Raw genomic sequence first — 19993 nt, forward strand, 5'->3', positions numbered from 1 at the left:
CTACGCCCAAAAAGTTATCCTTCATAAGCCACCACCTCCTCAACCTGCTCAATGTGCGTCTTGAGGAGATTCTCAATTCCACCTTTGAGGGTTTGCATTGAGCTTGGACATCCGCTGCATGCGCCGCGCATGGTGACGTAGACTGTTCCTTCTTTGTAGGCCATGAAATCGATGGCGCCGCCGTCTTGTTCTACGGCTGGACGAACGAAATCATCGAGTAATTGCTTGATTTGAGCGTCGAACTCTGAAGGGATGATGTCTTCAGCGCTAAGCTGCGGCTGATTAGCTGAAGGCGCCGTTGGTGGAGTGAAGTTCTCCGGAGTTACAACTGCACTTTCAGGGACGAATGCTACCGCCACTTCGTTTTCGGTGAGCCATTCGCGGATGTACTCTCGTAGTTGCTGGACAATCATCTCCCACCCTAGTGAATCGTCTTTTGTGACTGAGACGAAGTTGGCAGAAACGAATACCTGCGTTACGAAGGGGAAGTTGAATAATTCATCAGCCAAGGGCGATGAATCACCCACAGACTCTTTCGAGGTGTACTGAACTTGCTCTCCTCCGTTGATCAACATGCGATCAGCTACAAACTTCATCACTGATGGGTTCGGAGTCATTTCAGCGTAAACTGCAGTAGGTATTTTTTTCGTTTCCATTGCTTGGGGTATCTTCGGCATTCTATTGCACGACAAAGGTAATTGAGCCGCACTTCTAAACGAAACAAGTTTAGTAGGAAGCTTGTTCTTTTGTGCACCAGAACCTGAATCCTATGAGAAAGCTCCTGCTCCTGCTGATGCTCTTGAGCACCACTGTTGTTTTCGGTCAAAACACCTACCCGGTGAATGGCACCTACGAAAAGAACTCTTCCGTTTATGTATTGACCAACGCCACAATTCACATCACTGCTGATCAGGTAGTAGAAGGAGACTTGTTGGTTGCCAATGGTAAGATCGTAGCCTCTGGTGAGGTGGCTAAGGTAGAAGGCATGGTAGAGGTAGACTGTTCTGGTCTGCACATCTACCCCTCATTCATTGATCTGTACAGTGACTACGGTACTCCGGAAATTCCAAAAACGAAGCGTGAACCTGGTCCTCAATACTTGAGCAATAAGAAAGGACCTTACGGTTGGAACCAAGCGATTAAACCAGAGATTCGAGCAGCTGAAGATTTCACGCACAGCAGTGGTTCAGCGAAGTCGCTTCGCAGCGCTGGATTTGGATCACTTTTGATTAACCAACAAGACGGAATCGCCCGAGGAACTGGAGCTTTTATTACCCTCGGAGACAACGAAAATCACGACCTCATCGCTTCCGATGCAGGAGCATTCTATGCATTTCGTAAAGGGTCATCTACTCAGAACTACCCGAGTTCATTGATGGGTGTAATTGCCTTGCTTCGACAAACATATTGCGATGCGAATTGGTATGCTACGAGCGATGACGTCAATGAAGGGAACCTCAGTTTGGAAGCCTGGATTGCGAATCAAGAACTTCCACAATTCTTTAAAGTACGCGACCGACTAGATATTCTCAGAGCAGATAAAGTGGGCGATGAGTTCGGCGTTCAATACAACTTCATCGGAAATGGAGATGAGTACCAACGCCTCGAAGCCATCAAAAATAGCGGCGGTGCCCTCATCATTCCTCTTGATTTTCCTGGAGCGTATGATGTGAGTGATCCATACTTAGCTCGTATGATTGGTTTGGATGAATTGCGTCACTGGGAATTGGCCCCGTCAAATCCAGGACTACTCATTGACGCTGGTATCCAAGTCGCGTTCACCGCTGAAGGATTGAAAGATCCCGGAATGCTGATCGGACAAGTACGAAAAGCCATTGAAGCCGGACTTTCAGAGGAAGACGCGCTACGTGCTCTGACCTCAACTCCAGCCAACTTGGTTGGAATGGAAGACATGGTGGGAACACTTCAAAATGGCATGCTCGCCAACTTCATCCTGACTTCAGGACCTCTTTTTAATGAAGGAAGCAAGATTGTGGAGAACTGGGTGCAAGGTGAACAGTACATTCTCATTGACCGTACTATTCCAGATCTGAGCGGTGAATACTCACTTACCTTCAACGATAAGAGCTGGAACCTCAAAGTGAAAGGTGAACCTGGCAAACACAAGGGATCTTTCGAAGTCATTACTCAAGGAGAGGAAGGCGCCGACACGGTGATGGTGAAAGTGAAAATCAAACAGGAAGGCGAAATGATCGGTCTTCAGTTTGGTCCTACTGAAGGTGTTTTTGACGGCACGTACCGTCTGAACGGAAACGCCTTTAAAGGTCGTATCTGGAAAGGTAAAGGAGAAGATCCAAGCGGCGAGTGGATTGAATGGGCAGCAGTAAAAGACAACGAGGTGGAGAAACCAAAAGAAGCGAAGCGTTCCGCGCTAGCGGCTGAAGGAACAGACACCTTAGGCACCAACATGCCTGAAATCACCTACCCATTTGTTGCCTACGGTTGGAAAGAACAACCCGCGCAAGAAATATTGCTCATTTCAAATGCCACCATTTGGACATGCGAAGAAGACGGCATCATCGAAAACGGACAGTTGCTCATTGCCGATGGCAAGATCAAGGCCGTTGGGAAGTCCATCGACCTTAATGCGTTGTACGGACGAACACTTCCTGACATCATACAATATGACGCTCAGGGAGCTCACGTCACACCTGGGATCATTGACGAGCACTCACACATTGCCATTTCACGTGGTGTGAATGAAGGTACCCAAGCAAGCTCAGCTGAAGTAAGCATCGCCTCAGTGGTGAACAGCGAAGACGTCAACATTTATCGTCAGCTCAGCGGTGGGGTGACAGCAGCTCAATTGCTTCATGGCTCGGCCAATCCAATTGGCGGTCAAAGCGGTATCATCAAAATGCGCTGGGGAAGCACGCCAGAGGAAATGCTCATCAAGACCGACGCACCTTTCATCAAATTCGCCCTTGGTGAAAACGTGAAACAATCGAATTGGGGTGAGTACTACCGTTCACGTTTCCCGCAAACACGTATGGGTGTGGAGCAAGTATTCTACGATCACTTCATCAGAGCCCGTGAATATGGTGAGGCTTGGGATGCCTACGAGGAAGAAATGGCCAACCTGACACGTCGTCAACGTCGTAAAGGTGAGTTCCCAACCGCCCCAAGGCGAGATCTTGAGTTAGAGACACTCTTACAAATCATCGAAAGTGAACGCTTTGTTTCATGTCACAGCTACCGTCAAGATGAGATTAACATGTTGATGCACGTGGCTGATTCAATGGGCTTCACGCTCAACACCTTCACGCACATTTTGGAAGGATATAAAGTAGCCGACAAAATGTTCGAGCACGGTGCTGGAGGATCGAGTTTCTCTGACTGGTGGGCCTACAAATTCGAGGTGAAAGATGCCATTCCACATAACGGAGCCATCCTGTGGGAACAAGGAGTAATTACCGCTTTCAATAGTGACGACGCCGAGATGGCGAGACGTCTCAATCAAGAAGCGGCAAAAGCAGTGAAGTACGGAGGCGTACCTGAAGAAGAGGCCTTGAAGTTCGTTACGCTTAACCCGGCAAAACTGCTTCACCTCGACGACCGTATGGGGTCGATCAAGGTGGGTAAAGATGCTGATATCGTTATTTGGACTGATCACCCGTTGAGCATCTACGCTCAGGCTCGCATGACCTTTGTTGATGGTCGTCGACTTTACGACCAAGAACGTGATCAAGAACTCCGTCAAGAAATGCGTGAAGAACGCGCCCGACTTGTTCAGCAAATGTTGAACGATGGAGGTGAAGGAAAAAAGAAACCGATGGAACGAGTTCCACACCGCTATCACTGTGATAGTGCAACTGAAGAAATCCGATAAGCCATGAAGAAGTACAGTATCCTCCTCATCCTTTGTGTTGTGACTGTGTTGGCATGGGCACAACCTACTCCTGGACCAAAACAAACGAAGTCGATTCTGATTGTTGGCGCCACAGCCCACATGGGTAACGGCGAGGTCGTGGAAGACTCTGCGATCGGATTCAAAGACGGAATTATCAAGTATGCTGGTCCGCAACGCGGAGTCAACCAAGCCGAATACGACGAAATCATTGACGCCACTGGAAAGCACGTTTACCCTGGTTTCATCGCTCCAAATTCAACCCTTGGATTGCAAGAAATCGGTGCAGTACGTGCCACGCGTGATCAATATGAAACCGGAACTTTTCGTCCCAACGTTCGCTCAATCATCGCCTTCAACACTGAAAGCGAGGTGACGCCGACCGTACGAACAAACGGTGTTTTGATCGGACAAATCACCCCTCGTGGTGGGATCATCAGCGGAAGCAGCAGCATCGTTCACTTCGATGGTTGGAACTGGGAAGACGCAGCCATTGAAATGGTAGATGGTGTGCATTTGAATTGGCCATACGTTCACCACCGCCACAGCCAACACGGCAAGACGGAATTCAAGAAGCGTAAGACCTACGATCAAACGAAACAAGAGATCATTCGCTTCTTCACGGAAGCAAAGGCCTACTGCGAAGGCGAGCAAGAAATCACCGAAGTGAAGTACGAAGCCATGTGCGGACTATTCAACGGAGAGCATCGTCTGTACGTCCATGCAAATGACATCAAGCAAATCACTGAAGCCGTTCACTTCAAGCGTGCCATGGGCATCGAGCACATGGTGATCATTGGTGGCTATGACAGCTACCTTGTCACAGATCTATTGAAGGAGAATAACGTCAGCGTCATGATTCAGCGTGTTCACAGTCTTCCTCGTTTTGATCAAGACGATGTGGATCTTCCGTACAAACTCCCAGCCTTACTACAGGAAGCAGGAGTCTTGTTCTGCATTGAAAATGCCGGAGACATGGAGCAGATGGGCACACGCAATCTACCTTTCTACGGAGGTACAGCCGTTGCGTACGGATTGGAATACGAAGAGGCCGTCATGGCCATGACCTTAAACACCGCAATAATCCTCGGTGTCGATGACCGTCTCGGTTCCCTCGAAAAAGAAAAGGACGCCACGCTGTTCATTTCAACAGGTGACGCCCTCGATATGCGCACTAACGATGTAACGCATGCTTACATCCAAGGCCGCGCGATCGACCTTGACAATCGTCAGTTGCAGCTTTATCGGAAGTATAAGGCGAAGTATGATAACTAGGCTTATGGCCTAAGGCTTAAGCCAATACTTACGCCATACGCCTTAGGCCTTACGCCTATTCTAATCGCACATAAAGCTCCTTCGGATACTTCACCGAGTACTTCAGCTTGAACGCTTTTTGCTTACCGCTTGGGATTTCATAGTCCCAAACAACACGGCCGGTGGCTTCGTTTAGGTGGCCTCCATCGAGGGTTTCCGCTTCGATTTCTACCTCTTCAGATGTGGTAACTGGGATGTGATCATCTATCTGAATCTTGATGCGCTCGCGCTTGTTGTTGCGCACCACGTAGCTCCATTCTCTGACGTCTTTGCGGGTGCCTTGGATGGCTTGATTTTTACGATCGGCTTTGATGCGACGGCGCTTGACTTCGATGCGCTCATCTTGACCGAGAGATAAGGTGAGCGTGTCCTCCACGTATTGCAATCCAAGGTGGGCTTGACCTACGTAGCTGTCTTCAAAGTAAATGTTCATGTTTCCGTCGAAGAGGTTGTAGTCTTCCCAATCAGTGATGCGCGCGGTGAGGTATACGGATGGGTCAAGTTTAGGTGTACACTGGTAGACGAAATCAGCGGGAATCATGATGTCTTGCATCTTCACAGCATAGCGCGTTCCATCGCTTGGGATGTTGTACTTCGCTTCGATTTCGAACTTCGTTGAAGTGGGTGTATAGGCAATAGCAACAGGCGCATAGTTGAGATCGAGGTTGTTGTCTTTCTTAGCTCCTCCGAATAGGCGTCCATCGCGGTTGATCGCTACATCGTCTGAGGTAATGACTACTTCGTTCAAACTCGCCGTGTTTGAGTTCATGTAGACATTCATATTGTACGTACTGATCGGCAGTGATTCTGCTTGGTACCCTACGTAATTGTATGAAAGCGTCGTCGCGCCTTGAGGTACATTCAAGTTGTAGTAGCCATTCACATCAGTTACTGTTCCCGTGGTTGTACCCGGCACCACAATCGTTGCCCCGATGAGTGGTTGTCCGTTCTCGTCAAGAAGTCTTCCCTGCACATTCTGAACACTTGGGTTGTACGCTTGAGCTCTCAATCCTTGATTCAAATCACCGCGGTATCCCGTTGGTTGTTGCTGTTGGTATACCGGCTGTTGATTGATATACCACGGAGATAGATTGGGCTTCGTGTGATTTCGCGAAGGAGTTCCTGTTGAGATGATCAGGTCAATGTCTTCCCAGTCTTCACCGGAATTCTGGAATACATGCGCGTTTTGAATCAACTCCAAAGGCTCACTAACTGAATTTACTCGTGCATCATACCCGGTCGTCCAGCCTGCATTTGCTACTTGGTAGGTCAAATTGAATTCAGCGTACTGCTGCTTCTTAGAATTGATGCGTACCATGTACTGAAGTTCTTGCTTCGTCTGAATGCCACCGAGCATGTTCAACTCATTATTGATCTCGTACACGCGTACATTCATTTCGTCGATGCGATCTTGAATTTCAAGTCGCTTCGTGCGAATATCGAGGTAACGTTGGCGCACGAATTCTGCGGCTTCTTTGAGTTTGGTGATTTCGATTCCGTCTTCCTTGCTTCCGAAAATTTGATTCGCTTGAAGCATCTGTTCCTCGCGATCATAAATCTGGAGCCAACCTTGTTCACGAGCAATTTCTTGTTGCAACTTGGTGCGTTCCTTTTCGAGCTTCTTGCGATCTTCAGCGACATCCCAACCGGCAATGGTGTCTACTTTGTAGCGGTGGTAGCTCGCGAGTACCGTGAAGTCGCCTTTTCCGTTGAATAGAATCTGAGAAGGAACGATTGCGGTGTTCAATTCATCAAAGATCAGCAGGCTCGTTCCTGCGGGGATGCTCGCTTTTCCACTGCGAACAACTTGAGCTCCTGATTCGAAAACGGTCGCTTCCGAAATGCTCGTTTTTACTTTGGTTTCTTTGTCTTTGGCTAGCGCCGAAACGGTCACTGCCATGAAGAGGAGAATAAGCATGCGTTTCATGGTCTGTCATTTTTAAGATTGATGCCCCTCCGTACACGATTCCACAAAAAGGGTTCATCTGAATGCCATTGCTTACCTTTGAATCCATGTCGTTCTTAGGAAAGAATCTTCGCATTTTACGCAAGCAACAATCGCTCACTCAAGGACAGCTGGCTGAGAAGCTAGGCCTGAATAGGAGCGTAATTGGTGCGTATGAAGAAGGTCGTGCTGAGCCTCGTCTTCAGACCTTAATCGCTATCGCGGAATTCTTCAATATTTCTTTGGATGATTTGGTCATTCGTTCTTTAGATGACACCCCCGCTAGCGCGGAATTCAACTCAGAAATCCCATTGAAAGTCCTCTCCATTGCCGTAGACAAAAGCAGTGAGGAGGAATTGATCACAGTGGTTCCAGTTAAGGCGGCCGCAGGTTACCTCGATGGCTATGGCGATTTGGATTTCATTGAAGGACTTCCACAGTTTAGCATGCCTGTAAAGGAGATCCCTCAAGACCTCTCATTGCGAATGTTTCAGGTAGAAGGAGAAAGCATGCACCCGCTTCCAGAAGGGAGCTACGTGCTTTCCAGTTATGAGAATGACATCCGAAATGCGGGTGGTGGTCATCCATACATCGTGGTCACCAAAAATGATGGTATCGTTTTCAAACGAGTAGAGAACCTCATCGGCAGCAATGGCACGTTCCGCTTGATCAGCGAGAATCCGGAGTATGCCCCTTATGAGGTTGCGGCAGATGAGATTCTTGAGATGTGGAGAGCACGTGCATTCATGATGTTTGACTTCCCCGTCACTCCACTCAGTAAGGTGGACTCGTTGAGGATTCGTGAAATCACCGATAGACTCTCCCGAATTGAATCTAAACTTAGTGAGGACTAGTCTGTTATAGTGACTGTGACAGAGATTCGTGATAATCATCTGTCATCAAATGCGTATCTTAGTCACCCTTATCAGAGACCTAACCATGAAACAACTTACTATTGCGCTGGCCTTTATTCTATCGGCCGTAACAGTAAATGCTCAGCTCGTATGCGGCTTGGGCGAATATCAAAAAGGACATATGAACGGGTGTGAACACGGGCTCCAAGGAACGGGGATCGATGAGTTCACCTACGTGCCACCACCAGAGGGATTTGTTCCTGGAGCAGAGCGTTCTGTAGTCATCTCAGTGGTTTATAATGGTTTCTCTCCAGAAGCTCAAACGGCCTTTCAATTTGCGGTTGATATCTGGGCGAGTCTACTGACATCTAGTGTGCCGATTACGCTTGAAGCGAATTGGCAATCACTTTCAGGCGGAACCCTTGGATTCGCCGGTGCAGATGGGTACTTCCGAAATTTCCCCGGAGCGATTGAGCCAAATACCTTCTACCCAGCTGCCTTAGCAAACAAACTTCGTGGATCTGATAATGACATTACTTCCTTTGACCTTTCATGTACCTTCAACAGCAACGCCAACTGGTACTACGGTACCGATGGTAACACACCAGGAGGTCAATACGATTTCGTTACGGTAGTACTTCACGAGTTGTGTCACGGTCTAGGATTCATTGGTAGTGGTAACGTTAGTGGTAGCACTGGTTTCTTAGGTCTCGCCGGTGACCCGATCATCTATGACCGTTTCATTGAAGAACTTGATGGTGACGACCTCGTTGACACTTACGCAAGTGGAACAACAGCTCTTGGAAATGCCCTCACAAGCAACCAGCTTTATTGGAACGGCGCTGAAGGTATAGGAAACAACAACGGAAACCGTCCTCGTATCTACGCTCCTGGTTCTTGGAATGGAGGATCGAGCTATTCTCACTTAAATGAGGGAACTTACGGTGCTGGTAGTGGAAATGCCTTGATGACTCCATTCGTTGGAACGGCAGAAGCGCACCACGATCCAGGTCCAATCGTAGAAGGCATCTTCACAGACATTGGATGGACTGTGGGTGGTTGTATTATATCGAACGTGACCTTAGGAACTCAAACCCCGTGCAACCCAGCCACGAATACCTATAACCAGCAAATCATTCTTGAATACACAGGTGAACCTGCGGGAGGATTGATCAGCGTGAACGGCAACCTCTTCACAATCCAAGGTTCACCTCAGACCATTAATATTATCGGACTTCCTTCTGACGGACAAGGTGTAGATCTTGACATCTTTTTCACTTCAGAATCAGACTGTATGTATCAAGAATCGAATGCCTTTACCGCACCTCAGTCATGTTGTGACAACGTGCGTATCACGGCAGTAGACACGGATGTGAAGCAAATCACATTAACCAACTATGGCTCTTGTGCGATTGATGCCAGCAACTTTATTCTTGGTTCTGAATTCTCGTTCACATTGGCAAGCGCACTGACCGCAGTAGACGGTTCAATTGTGATTCCACCTGCAGGCTCTGTGACGCTGCAATGGAATGTTTGGAATCCGAACCCAGGTGGTTCAACCATGGAGCTCTTTGCACCAGGTGCGAACCTTCTATTGGTCGATGACTTCCTCGATTTCGTTCAGTGGGGTAGTGGCGGAAATGGTAACGAAGCCCTGGCTGTATCTGCAGGCTATTGGGGTGCTGGAGATTTTGTCTCTCTCATTTCGCCATATTCATACACGGGAGATGGCTCCCAGTATGGAGTAGCCTTCTGGCAGGGAAGCTTACCTCCATGTTCCATCGATAATGTAACCGCTGGGGCACAAACAGCATGTGATCCAATGACCAACTTGTACTCACAAGAAATCGTCGTTGAATTCACCAGCGCCCCAACAACGGGTTCAATCAATGTAAACGGAACTGACTTTGCGATTGGAGCAAGTCCACAAACGATCAACCTCACTGACTTGTCAAGTGACGGAAACGCAAACGACGTGTTAATCCTTTTCACAGACGAGCCTACCTGTAGTTCAGTAGCGGTGGGTGTTTTCACAGCACCGGCCAACTGCTTCTGTCCTGCCGACCTGAATAATAGCGGCTACGTTGATATCGCAGACTTCCTCGCGTTCCTTTCTGATTTCGGATGCACCACAGGATGTGTTGCCGATTTCGATGGAGACGGATCTGTAGGAGCTGAAGACCTGTTGATTTTCACTAGTCAGTTCGATACGGCTTGTCCATAACATGAGCGAAGAAGCATCGCTGAACGTCGATGTGGTAGGACATGGCGCTCCTACTCTTCTTATCCATGGCTTTCTTGAAAAAGGAAGCATGTGGGACTTCCTGCTCGAACGCTTCCCTGATCGGCAATATATCGTCCCTGACCTTCCTGGTCATGGGAGCAGCGATATGCCTGAAGACTTCAACTCCATGGGGTCTTTGGCCGATGTTTGCCTTGACATTCTTGATGCCCTCGAAGTAGTGAAAGCCGATATCATTGGTCATTCCTTGGGTGGTTATGTAGCTTGCGAACTTGCGCATCGTGCACCTGAACGTGTAGGATCACTTATGATGTATCATTCCACCTCATGTGAAGACGCGGAGGTAAAGAAAGCACTCCGTGACCGCGCGATGGAGATGGTTAAAACCCACAAAACGCATTACACCCGATCTATGATTGGCGGCCTTTTTCCGGAAAACAAAAAAGCCTCCTATGAAGCGCTGGTAATGCAACTTTCAGAAGAGGCTAATGAAATGTCAAGTGAAGTAATTGCGCGTCATTTGAAGATCATGCGAGACCGCAATGATCATCAAGAAACACTCAATACCGCTTCTTTTCCTGTGGGATATCTACTTGGAAATGCTGACCCAAGATTGCCAATGGATAGCATGGATCAGGAGAAAACCAGGGTCAACCCTAGTTTCTGGACTGTCATGGATCAAACAGGACACATGTCACAATTTGAGGAGCCTAATATGGCGACTCAACACATGATCCAATGGTTTAAATCTATCGGTGGATTGTAAATCGCTGAGTTCGGATTCGATCTCCATCTAATACGAGGAAGACGTAAGCTGAATTCAACAGATCTGAAACAGCAACACGCATGGAGTCGCGATTGATTTTGCCCGTTTTTATGATACGGCCATTCACGTCACAAATGTCATATAATGCGTCTGGGGAACCAGGAGTGTAGTCTACATCAATGTAGCGTTGGTCATCACTGACCTGAACCTTCAATCGGTTGAGGAATGCGAATAAGTGCATAGTACGTTAGGTTATCTCAAGTTTGGTCTCTCCCTTTACGCGGAATGCAGAGTTTAGGTTACACTTTTTGACCTCTTGCCGCGAAGGCCTTATACTTGAACAAGCAAATGGACAAACTGAGGGCATTAATAGTAGACGATGAGTTCCATGCCAGAGAAAATCTGCGCATGCTGATTGATGATTTCTGTCCTGAAATTAAGGTGGTGGCCGATGCTTCTGGTGTGAACGATGCCCTAGACAAGCTTCAAGAATTCGAACCGGATGTTGTCTTCCTTGATATCCGAATGCCCAGCGGTAGCGAAGGGTTCGACTTCCTAGAAAAGGCACCTAACCTGAACTTCCAGGTGGTCTTTGTGACTGCATTTAAGGACTACGCGGTGCAAGCCTTCAACGCGAACGCCATTCACTACGTGCTCAAGCCTGTTGATATCGAAGATCTTCGAAGTGCCGTTGAGAAGTTGATTGAATACCAGCACACCTTCGTTACGGAACCTTCGAGTCAGCCTGCTTATTTGGAAAGTCTCAAGGCGCTCACAGAAACATTGAAGGCCAACCAACGTCCGAAAAAAATCACCCTTCATCACCAGAAAGGATTCCGAATCGTCAATGATGATGAGATTGTTCGCCTAGAAGCCGATGGTACCTACACCACCCTTTACTTTAAAGATGGTGCTTCTTTCTATGATAGTCGGAACATGAAAATCTATGACGACATGTTGGATCCGGCCATTTTCTGCAGAGTTCATAAGTCGCACATAATCAACATTCAAGAACTCCGCGAGTACTTGAAAACGGATGGACATATTGCGGTTCTCTCCGATGGTTCGCAGGTTCCAGTCGCACGTGCCCGACTGTCTGATTTCCTGACGCGTGTGAAGTCACTCTGATTTACCGTTTGTTTACTGAACGCTACCGTTTATTAGTTTGCTCCCTCAATTACGGCTCGTTCCTCTTATCTTCCTTTTACTAAGACGGCAATTATGAAGGAGATACTGCGTGCAATTATCATCGACGACGAGCAAAACGCTCGCGATAACCTGAAAATGATGGTAACGGATTTCTGTGAAGGAATTCAGATTATGGGCACCGCTCCTGACGCTCGCGAAGGGAAAGCGCTTGTTGAAGCACTGGATCCAGACCTCGTTTTCCTTGATGTCATGATGCCAGCCAAAGATGGCTTCGGCTTCCTGAACATGTTCAACGATCGTGACTTTGAAGTCATCTTCACGACCGCCCATGGTGAGCACGCTCTTCGCGCTTACAAGGAGAACGCCGCGCAATACCTCGAAAAGCCAATCAACATTGAAGAGCTTCAAGCAGCTGTTGAACGCGTTCGTCAAATTGTCAATGGGCGTTCTGCTTCTGAGGTTAATGTTGACGCTATCGCGGAAAAGATTACAGAAGTACTTGATGAAGACCGCACACCTATCGTGCATTCCGAAGGAGTGAGCTTTCTCAATTCAAAAGATATCACCCATCTTGAAGCCCAAGATCAATACACGGTGGTTCATTTATCTGATGGACGAAGCATCTTGAGCAGTAAAACGATCAAGTACTTTGAAGAACGTTTGAGCAAACGCATCTTCTTCCGTCTGCACCGCAGTTACATTGTGAATATCGCCCATCACCTTAAAGAATATTCTCGCCAAGAAGGCGGCTTCGTGATCCTCTCTAACGACAATGAAATTCCAATTGCACGTCGTAAGTTGCAGGTATTCCTTGAACGTGTAAACGCTGGATGAAAAAGCTGCTATTTCTAATCTTTATTTCTCTTTTCGCCATTGGCGGAAACGGTCAAACCCTGCCTTTCATCGAATGGAGTACCAATGATGGCCTGGCGCAATCGCAGGTACGTTGTTTTCATCAAGACCATCTTGGCTACCTCTGGATTGGCACCCTTGGAGGCGTTAGTCGTTTTGATGGCGATGGCTTCAGAAACTTCTCACGTCAAGACGGTTTGCTTGGCAATCAGGTCAACGCTATCGCGGAATTTCGTGATAGCCTGATGGTGTTTGGATCGGTTGGAGGCATCAGCCTTTTCAATGGAGAGTCATTCGAAACACACCGCTTCCCAGAAGGCATGGAGGATGCTCAAGTGAACCACATCCGAGAAGACAATGGCAAACTCTTCATCTCTACCGAAGATGGTGCCATTACGTTTGAAAAAGGACAATGGCATCGATTCATCGAAGAAGGTCACGCTAAACGCACTGTCACTGATATGGGTGTTGGTGTCAACTTCTACACCATCTACAAAGACCGCATTCACTGGGAGGGAAAAGGCGGCATCTCAAAAATCATCCTCACCAGCGATAGCATTGGTGCCACTATTATGGACGCTTACCCTGATGGTAAGGGCGGCTTGTTGATTGCCACTGTAGGACAAGGGGTAGTGCATCGAACTCCCAATGGACTTCGTTTTATTGGTCCGAACGATGGTTTGATCAGTGAGAATATTTCTGGAATCACACCTGGTCAAGAAGGTGAGTTCTGGCTAAAATCTCGCGATGGATTCTCTCGGTTGTACGTAAATGAAAATGGAGAAGTCGTTGATGTAGCTGCCTTCAGCGAATTCAATGGCCTCCCAAATTCCGACATCCGCGGGATTCTCTGCGACAAAGACGGAAACGTTTGGCTTGGAAGTAACGGAAGTGGTCTGTTAAAGTTTATCGGAGATCAGGTAATGCACTTCAACAGCGATGACCTCATTGCAGGCGACATTGTGATGACCATCCTTCCAGACGAATCGAACGGTTATTGGGTGGGAACCTATGACAACGGCCTTTCACATATCATGGAAGATTCGGTGATCAATTTTGGTATTGGAACAGGCCTCAAAAGCTCTCGTGTTTGGAGCGCTTCAAAAGGGCGAGACGGACAGTACTGGTTCGGCACATCTGGAGGCTTGAGTCTCTATGAAAATGGCGATATCCAACGCACTTTCACCAAGGAAGACGGTCTTCCTCACAAGCAAATTTTGAGTTTGTTGGAAGAAGAAGGTGTGCTATGGGTAGGAACCGCCCGTGGACTCGTTCGCCATTCCCACGCTAGTGGAAAATTTGAAATGATTGAAGGCGTACCACGTAAAAAGATCAGAGGCATCGTTCGAATGGGTAACGATCTCTGGATGGCTAGTAACGCCGGTGTTTTCCGTTGGAATGACACAGAAATCACTGTATTTGATGAGTCAACCGGACTTCCAGACAACTCTACCTATTGTATTGCTCAAGATGAGCGTGGAACGATTTGGGTAGGAACTGAAAGTGGGCTCTGCACGATTTCCGCCGATGGCGAGATTAAGCCCATCAAACTGAAAGGCGGATTCGGTGCTAACCACGTCAACTTTATTCGTTTCGACAAAGATCAGCACGCATGGCTTGGAACCAATGACGGTGTGTTCCTTGGTCTTTTTGAAGGTGGTGAATACCAATGGAGTCGACTTGGCAAACACGATGGAATTAGTTTCCTCGAGACGAATCAAAATGCCATTCATGTCAGCGATGATCGCGTATGGATTGGAACCAGTCAGGCGCTTACGGTGGTTGATCGAGAGTTTGTACTGAACCGTTCACGGGCCACCCCACCAGCGATTGCCATTTCAGATATCCGCATCAACTTGGAGAAGGCCAATTGGAGTGGGTATGAACAAGAAATTAGCACCTACGGAGACTGGCCAGCAGCGTTGGAGGTGCCGCATAACGATGACCACTTCTCTTTCTTTTTTGATGCCTTGGCTCTGTCACAACCGGAAGGTGTCAAGTACCAATACATGCTTGAGGGCATAGAGGAGGATTGGGAAGGTGTGACCGAAACAGATTTTGCGACTTATTCGAGTCTGCCGTTCGATGATTACACTTTTAAGGTGCGCGCCATTGACCAATATGGAAACCCTGGCGAAACGGCTTCATTTAGCTTCAGTATATCACCTCCATTCTGGCTTAGTTGGTGGTTCATTGCCCTCGAGGTATTGGCCATTTCAGGCATTGTATACTTCATTTATCATCGTCGTAAGCAAGCCTTCATCGAGAAGATGGAGAAGGAGAAACTCGAGTACAAGTCGAAGATGCTTTCTTTGGAGCAACAGACGTTGAATTCGAGCATGAATCGCCATTTCATCTTCAATGCCTTGAATTCGATTCAGTATTACATCAACCGTCAAGACCGATTGGCGGCGAATAAATACTTGAGCAGCTTCGCCAAGCTGATTCGAAAGAACCTAGACAGTTCTCAAGTGAATTTCACCAGTCTGCGCGAAGAGATTGAGCGATTGGAGCTGTACTTAGGCTTGGAGCATATGCGCTTCAAAGACAAGTTTGAATTTGAGATCCACGTTGACGATGAAGTGGATCAAGAATCGATCAAGGTTCCTTCCATGCTGTTGCAGCCATTCTTGGAGAACAGCATTTGGCATGGCATCCTCCCTAAGGAAGAATGTGGCTACATCGAGGTTGACATCTACATGAAAGGTACCGATGAAGTGGCTTTTGTCATTACAGACGATGGTATCGGCATTGATACAAGTCGTGCCGCCAAGGCCGATCGTGGCGATGATCACATCTCCCAGGGGATGAATATTACGACTGGTCGTATCGAACTTTTACGCAAAATGACTCGTAAAGACGTAAAGTTGATCGGTCCGTATGAGCTGAAAAACAAAGGAAAAGAGACCAGTGGAACGCGGGTAGAACTGATACTTCCCGTTGATTTTCAAGACTTTTACGCCAACTAATCTTGGTTTTTCCACGTTCTCTACGTATATTTGTTAATACCCATAGAATACCATGGTGAAATTGAATTACATATTTGTCCTGCTGATCGCCGTAATTATGGTGGCCGTAACTGGCTGTCAGAAGTACGAGGTGATCGAGCCGGTTGAAGCCGCTGTTGAGGCTCAAGACCGCGCTGCATATGGCGGTGGCGAAGAAGAAGATGTAGTTTACACTGGTATCGACAAGAATCAAAATCGTTCAGGTGAAGATCGTCCAGACGACGATCCTGATACGGTTAACGATGATGACGACGATGAGGAGGATGACGAAGAGCAATCACTCAATCGCGCGAACTGATAATCTGAAATAAACTAAGGAAAGCCGCTGTGAGCGGCTTTTTTTATGCCTTCTTTTTTAGGCTTTAGGCGTTGGGCTATAGGCGTTAGTTGTTGGTTCGTGGTGTTGAAGAGGACGCATATATGCGTGATTAGCTCGTGGTTGGAAGAAGTGGTTTTCTCTAGGCGTTAGGGGCGCATATATGCGTCCTTACTGATTGAGATTTAACATGGGGTCAGTCCGCCTAAGGCGGATGGTGTGGTTGGTTCTTAGTCCCTAGTTATTGGTTATTGGTTCTTAGTCCTTGGTTATCGGTTCTCAGTTATTGATTATCGATTGTAGTCACAGTTAGCTTTTCAGAGAAGTTAAAAATCCACCACCCACCTTGAGCCCGCCGCTCCCGCGGGCCCACCCACCCCCAGACGCGGGCACAATGTATACTCAAACCATCTGATTTCAAGCATTTTAAACGTTTAACTCAGCACAACTTTGTAGGCGTTGGCCTCTGCTTTGTGGATGATGGGAACTTGGTCCTTCACGGTGGACGGTGGACGGAAAGAAGAATAAATAATGAATCGTGAATACTGAATTCAACCCTCGACCCGTCTATTCATTATTCATTAATTATTAATCATTATTCCATGCTTCGTGGTTTTTCTGAAGGCGTTAGGCTATAGGCGTTAGTACTGATCGGTTGTTGATCCTTAGTTATCGGTTCTCGGTTATTGATTGTCGATTCTAGACCCTCGTCTCTTGTCGCTCGTTGAAAAATTCTTTTTCACACCCTTGCTAACTTTATGCACATTCTTATTATTTTAGCATTGCTGATTAGATGAGCATCTGTCAGCAAATTACCTAGACGTTTTACCACCAAAATTCTCTTGTATGGAGGAGCGATCCATCATGCACCTAGACCTCGACACCTTTTTTGTTTCTGTCGAGCGTCTCTCCGACAGCCGTCTCAATCAACGTCCGATTCTTATCGGAGGTACTAGTGACCGTGGCGTTGTGGCATCCTGTAGCTATGAAGCGCGCACCTTTGGTGTGCACTCAGGAATGCCCATGCGCATGGCTAAAGAACTCTGCCCAGAAGCCATCGTTATCCGAGGGAACTCGGGAAACTACCTGAAGTATTCAGATATGGTTACCGAAATCATCCGTGAAGACGTGCCTATCTTTGAAAAGACTTCCATCGATGAGTTCTACACTGACCTTACTGGAATGGACCGTTTCTTCGGTTGCGTGAAGTTTGCCCATGAGCTCAGACAACGCATCATTCGCGAAACGGGATTGCCGATCTCTTTCGGACTTTCAACCAGTAAAACCGTGGCCAAAGTGGCTACCGGTGAAGCGAAGCCGAATAACGAACTGCACATTCAACGAGGAACGGAACAGCCCTTCCTGGCCCCCTTATCGGTAAAGAAGATTCCGATGGTGGGTGAAAAGACCTACCAAACGCTGCGCAATCTCGGTGTAAGGGTCATCCGTACCATCCAGGAAATGCCCCCAGATTTGATGGAAAATGTGCTCGGAAAGAACGGCGTCATGATCTGGAAAAAAGCTCGGGGCGATGATCGGAGTCCGGTAATCCCCTACTCTGAACGAAAGTCGATCTCTACTGAACGCACCTTCGATAAAGACACCACCGACACCGCTAAGCTACGAGGTATTCTCCTTGCCATGGCTGAGAACTTAGCATTTCAGCTTCGTCGTGGAAGCAAACTCACTTCCTGCGTCACAGTGAAGGTGCGCTATTCAGACTTTAATACCTACAGTCTGCAAACACGCATCCCCTACACCGCCGCAGACCACATTCTTGTCCCACGGATTCTAGAGCTCTTTGAACGTCTCTACAACCGCCGTCTCCTCGTAAGATTGATCGGTGTTCGTTACAGCCACCTCGTTGGCGGCGGCTACCAGATCAATCTCTTCGAAGACACCGAAGAACGTATCCGCCTCTACCAAGCCATGGACAAAATGCGCCTCCGGTATGGAGATCGAGCCATCGTTACCGCCGCCGGACTACACGCCCGAACCATTGGAAGAACCAATCCATTCAATGGAGAACCGCCGCTTTTGCTGGCGAATAGGAGGCAGTAGTGGTGCGTGGTGCGTGGTGCGTGGTGCGTGGAAAATATTAATCAGTTAAGGGCACGCATGCGTGCCCTAAATCAGATATAAAATGAAAACGATGACGATGTTAAAGCGAATGAATACGATATACCTTGAGCAGACTAAAACTATTCCACCATGACTTACCAAAAGCTTGACGAACGACTGGTCATCTATGCTTCAAAGATTGTTGACCTCACTAAAGAAATGCGTGACGAAACCAGCGAATTAATCGCGATCTTCATTGCAAGTATTCGGACCGCGAAGAACAAAAAAACAGCTTGACCCTATTTCCATTGATTCATGGTTGGCATGTTTGATTGTTCTATTGTTTAATTAATGCCCTCTCAAACCAACCCCCATGTGTGGACGATACATCACAGTTTCTTCGATCAAAGCCATCGAAAAACGATTTAACGTAAGTACTCCTAACCCAGGATTGTTTACGCCCAATACGAATGTGTCGCACGGTGAAAAAGCACCGGTGATTACCAATGAAGCTCCTGGTGAGCTCCAATTCTTCCAGTTTGGATTTACTCCCTTCTGGGCGCAGAAGCAATTCTATATGATCAATGCCCGCGCCGAAGGAGACCACAACAAGGAAGACAATCCCGCTTACACGGGAATGCGAGGGATCATTAATAAACCCATGTTCCGCAAGTCGATTCGCTCAAAGCGCTGCCTTGTTGTTGCAGACGCCTTTATTGAAGGGCCCAAAAAGGAAAAGCTCAGCAAACCCTTTGTCGTCTACCTGAAAGACAAGGTTCGTCCGTTCGCGATGGCCGGTATTTGGGATGAATGGGTGAATCAACAAACCGGAGAAGTCATCAAATCCTTCGCCGTGATCACCACCGTTTCAAATGATCTCCTCCAACGTGTCGGACACCACCGCTCACCAGTCGTACTCAGGCCAGAACAAGAACGCGCTTGGCTCGACACCGAACTCCCACTCAGCGAAGTGACCGCCATGCTTGACCCATACGACGCTTCCCTCATGAATGCCTACCCGATTGACCCCGCCATCAAGAACCCCCGCGCCAACGGCATGGACTTGATCAAACCCGTCGGAGAACGCATCTACAAGGAGTACGAGTATGAGATTTATGAGGAGGTGAAGTTGTTTGGAATGGGCGAATCCAGAAGTAGAGAGCGAAAAGAGAATAATAAATAATGAATCGTGATTAATGATTAATCAATCACTGCTTCAAAGAGTTCTTCTTCGCTGTTTGGATACTCACTAATAGAATCCCCGTGAGTTCACCTGCTTCAGCAAGTATCGTCTCAAGACGCTGACCTCTTGCGGGATCGATTTTAGCGATCAATTTCAGTCCTACCTTCGTCTCATTCAGCTCTTTCAATGCGAGTTTCAACTTGTGTATGAAGTCTTTACTCGATTCTGCGGCTCGTGCCTCGGCAAAATTCAGTGTAACGGAAGTCGCAGAGCGCATTAATTGCCTCCCCAGGTTCACGACCGCATAATTCTCTTCGTATCGATTCATTTCCGTGCAGACGTCTGCCGAAAAAGTGATCATCCGCTCTTCTAACTCATTTACCCAAGACATTTTTTTTGAGTGAATTAAACCCAAAAAGCCACAGCATCAACAAC

Annotated in this window: 16 protein-coding genes; 12 read left to right on the top strand and 4 right to left on the bottom strand. The window is 47.6% G+C overall.

Annotated features, from left to right (window positions below):
- Nucleotides 1-14 precede the first annotated feature (14 nt).
- Nucleotides 15-656, bottom strand: coding sequence for a NifU family protein (locus tag RA156_RS14010; protein ID WP_306640965.1), 642 nt, complete (start codon nt 654-656; stop codon nt 15-17).
- A 113-nt stretch (nt 657-769) separates the two neighbouring features.
- On the opposite strand from RA156_RS14010, the gene RA156_RS14015 reads away from it, so the two are divergent.
- Nucleotides 770-3850, top strand: coding sequence for an amidohydrolase family protein (locus RA156_RS14015; RefSeq protein ID WP_306640966.1), 3081 nt, complete (start codon nt 770-772; stop codon nt 3848-3850).
- A gap of 3 nt (nt 3851-3853) precedes the next feature.
- Nucleotides 3854-5143, top strand: coding sequence for an amidohydrolase family protein (locus RA156_RS14020; protein ID WP_306640967.1), 1290 nt, complete (start codon nt 3854-3856; stop codon nt 5141-5143).
- 55 nt (nt 5144-5198) lie between these two features.
- Here RA156_RS14020 and RA156_RS14025 read toward each other — a convergent pair whose 3' ends face one another.
- Nucleotides 5199-7109: a DUF4139 domain-containing protein gene (locus RA156_RS14025; protein WP_306640968.1), complete on the bottom strand. Its 1911-nt coding sequence runs from the start codon at nt 7107-7109 to the stop codon at nt 5199-5201.
- 86 nt (nt 7110-7195) lie between these two features.
- Here RA156_RS14025 and RA156_RS14030 point away from each other — a divergent pair, with 86 nt between their 5' ends.
- From RA156_RS14030 to RA156_RS14040, 3 genes are all read left to right on the top strand, one after another.
- Entirely contained in the window at nt 7196-7981 is a 786-nt protein-coding gene (locus tag RA156_RS14030) for an XRE family transcriptional regulator (protein ID WP_306640970.1), read from the top strand.
- 85 nt (nt 7982-8066) lie between these two features.
- Nucleotides 8067-10205, top strand: a complete 2139-nt coding sequence (locus tag RA156_RS14035) for a hypothetical protein (RefSeq protein WP_306640972.1) — start codon at nt 8067-8069, stop codon at nt 10203-10205.
- A gap of 1 nt (nt 10206) precedes the next feature.
- Nucleotides 10207-10989, top strand: coding sequence for an alpha/beta fold hydrolase (locus RA156_RS14040; RefSeq protein WP_306640973.1), 783 nt, complete (start codon nt 10207-10209; stop codon nt 10987-10989).
- On the opposite strand, the gene RA156_RS14045 is transcribed toward RA156_RS14040, so the two are convergent.
- Nucleotides 10973-11230: a hypothetical protein gene (locus tag RA156_RS14045; RefSeq protein ID WP_306640975.1), complete on the bottom strand. Its 258-nt coding sequence runs from the start codon at nt 11228-11230 to the stop codon at nt 10973-10975. The two genes, RA156_RS14040 and RA156_RS14045, sit on opposite strands and share 17 nt — an antisense overlap.
- 107 nt (nt 11231-11337) lie before the next feature.
- Between RA156_RS14045 and RA156_RS14050 the strand changes: the two genes are divergently transcribed.
- The 7 genes from RA156_RS14050 (at nt 11338) to RA156_RS14080 (ending at nt 19558) form a co-directional block, all read left to right on the top strand.
- A complete protein-coding gene (locus RA156_RS14050) occupies nt 11338-12117 on the top strand; it encodes a LytR/AlgR family response regulator transcription factor (protein ID WP_306640976.1) in 780 nt (259 codons plus the stop codon).
- A 93-nt stretch (nt 12118-12210) separates the two neighbouring features.
- Complete coding sequence (locus RA156_RS14055; RefSeq protein ID WP_306640978.1) at nt 12211-12972, top strand: LytR/AlgR family response regulator transcription factor; 762 nt, start codon at nt 12211-12213, stop codon at nt 12970-12972.
- Nucleotides 12969-15959: a ligand-binding sensor domain-containing protein gene (locus RA156_RS14060; RefSeq protein ID WP_306640979.1), complete on the top strand. Its 2991-nt coding sequence runs from the start codon at nt 12969-12971 to the stop codon at nt 15957-15959. Before RA156_RS14055 ends, RA156_RS14060 begins: the two co-directional genes overlap by 4 nt.
- 52 nt (nt 15960-16011) lie before the next feature.
- Nucleotides 16012-16296, top strand: coding sequence for a hypothetical protein (locus tag RA156_RS14065; protein ID WP_306640981.1), 285 nt, complete (start codon nt 16012-16014; stop codon nt 16294-16296).
- Nucleotides 16297-17160: 864 nt separating this feature from the next.
- Nucleotides 17161-18375, top strand: a complete 1215-nt coding sequence (gene dinB, locus RA156_RS14070) for a DNA polymerase IV (RefSeq protein WP_306640982.1) — start codon at nt 17161-17163, stop codon at nt 18373-18375.
- 150 nt (nt 18376-18525) lie between these two features.
- Nucleotides 18526-18672 (top strand): hypothetical protein, encoded by a 147-nt coding sequence (locus RA156_RS14075; RefSeq protein WP_306640983.1) that lies wholly within the window; start codon nt 18526-18528, stop codon nt 18670-18672.
- Nucleotides 18673-18748: 76 nt separating this feature from the next.
- Nucleotides 18749-19558, top strand: coding sequence for an SOS response-associated peptidase (locus RA156_RS14080; protein WP_306640984.1), 810 nt, complete (start codon nt 18749-18751; stop codon nt 19556-19558).
- A gap of 25 nt (nt 19559-19583) precedes the next feature.
- Here the strand turns inward: RA156_RS14080 and RA156_RS14085 are convergent, their stop codons facing one another.
- On the bottom strand, nt 19584-19949 hold the full coding sequence (locus RA156_RS14085) for a four helix bundle protein (RefSeq protein WP_306640985.1): 366 nt from the start codon (nt 19947-19949) through the stop codon (nt 19584-19586).
- Nucleotides 19950-19993 lie beyond the last annotated feature (44 nt).

The sequence above is a fragment of the Sanyastnella coralliicola genome (assembly GCF_030845195.1).
Lineage (GTDB): Bacteria > Bacteroidota > Bacteroidia > Flavobacteriales_D > Sanyastnellaceae > Sanyastnella > Sanyastnella coralliicola.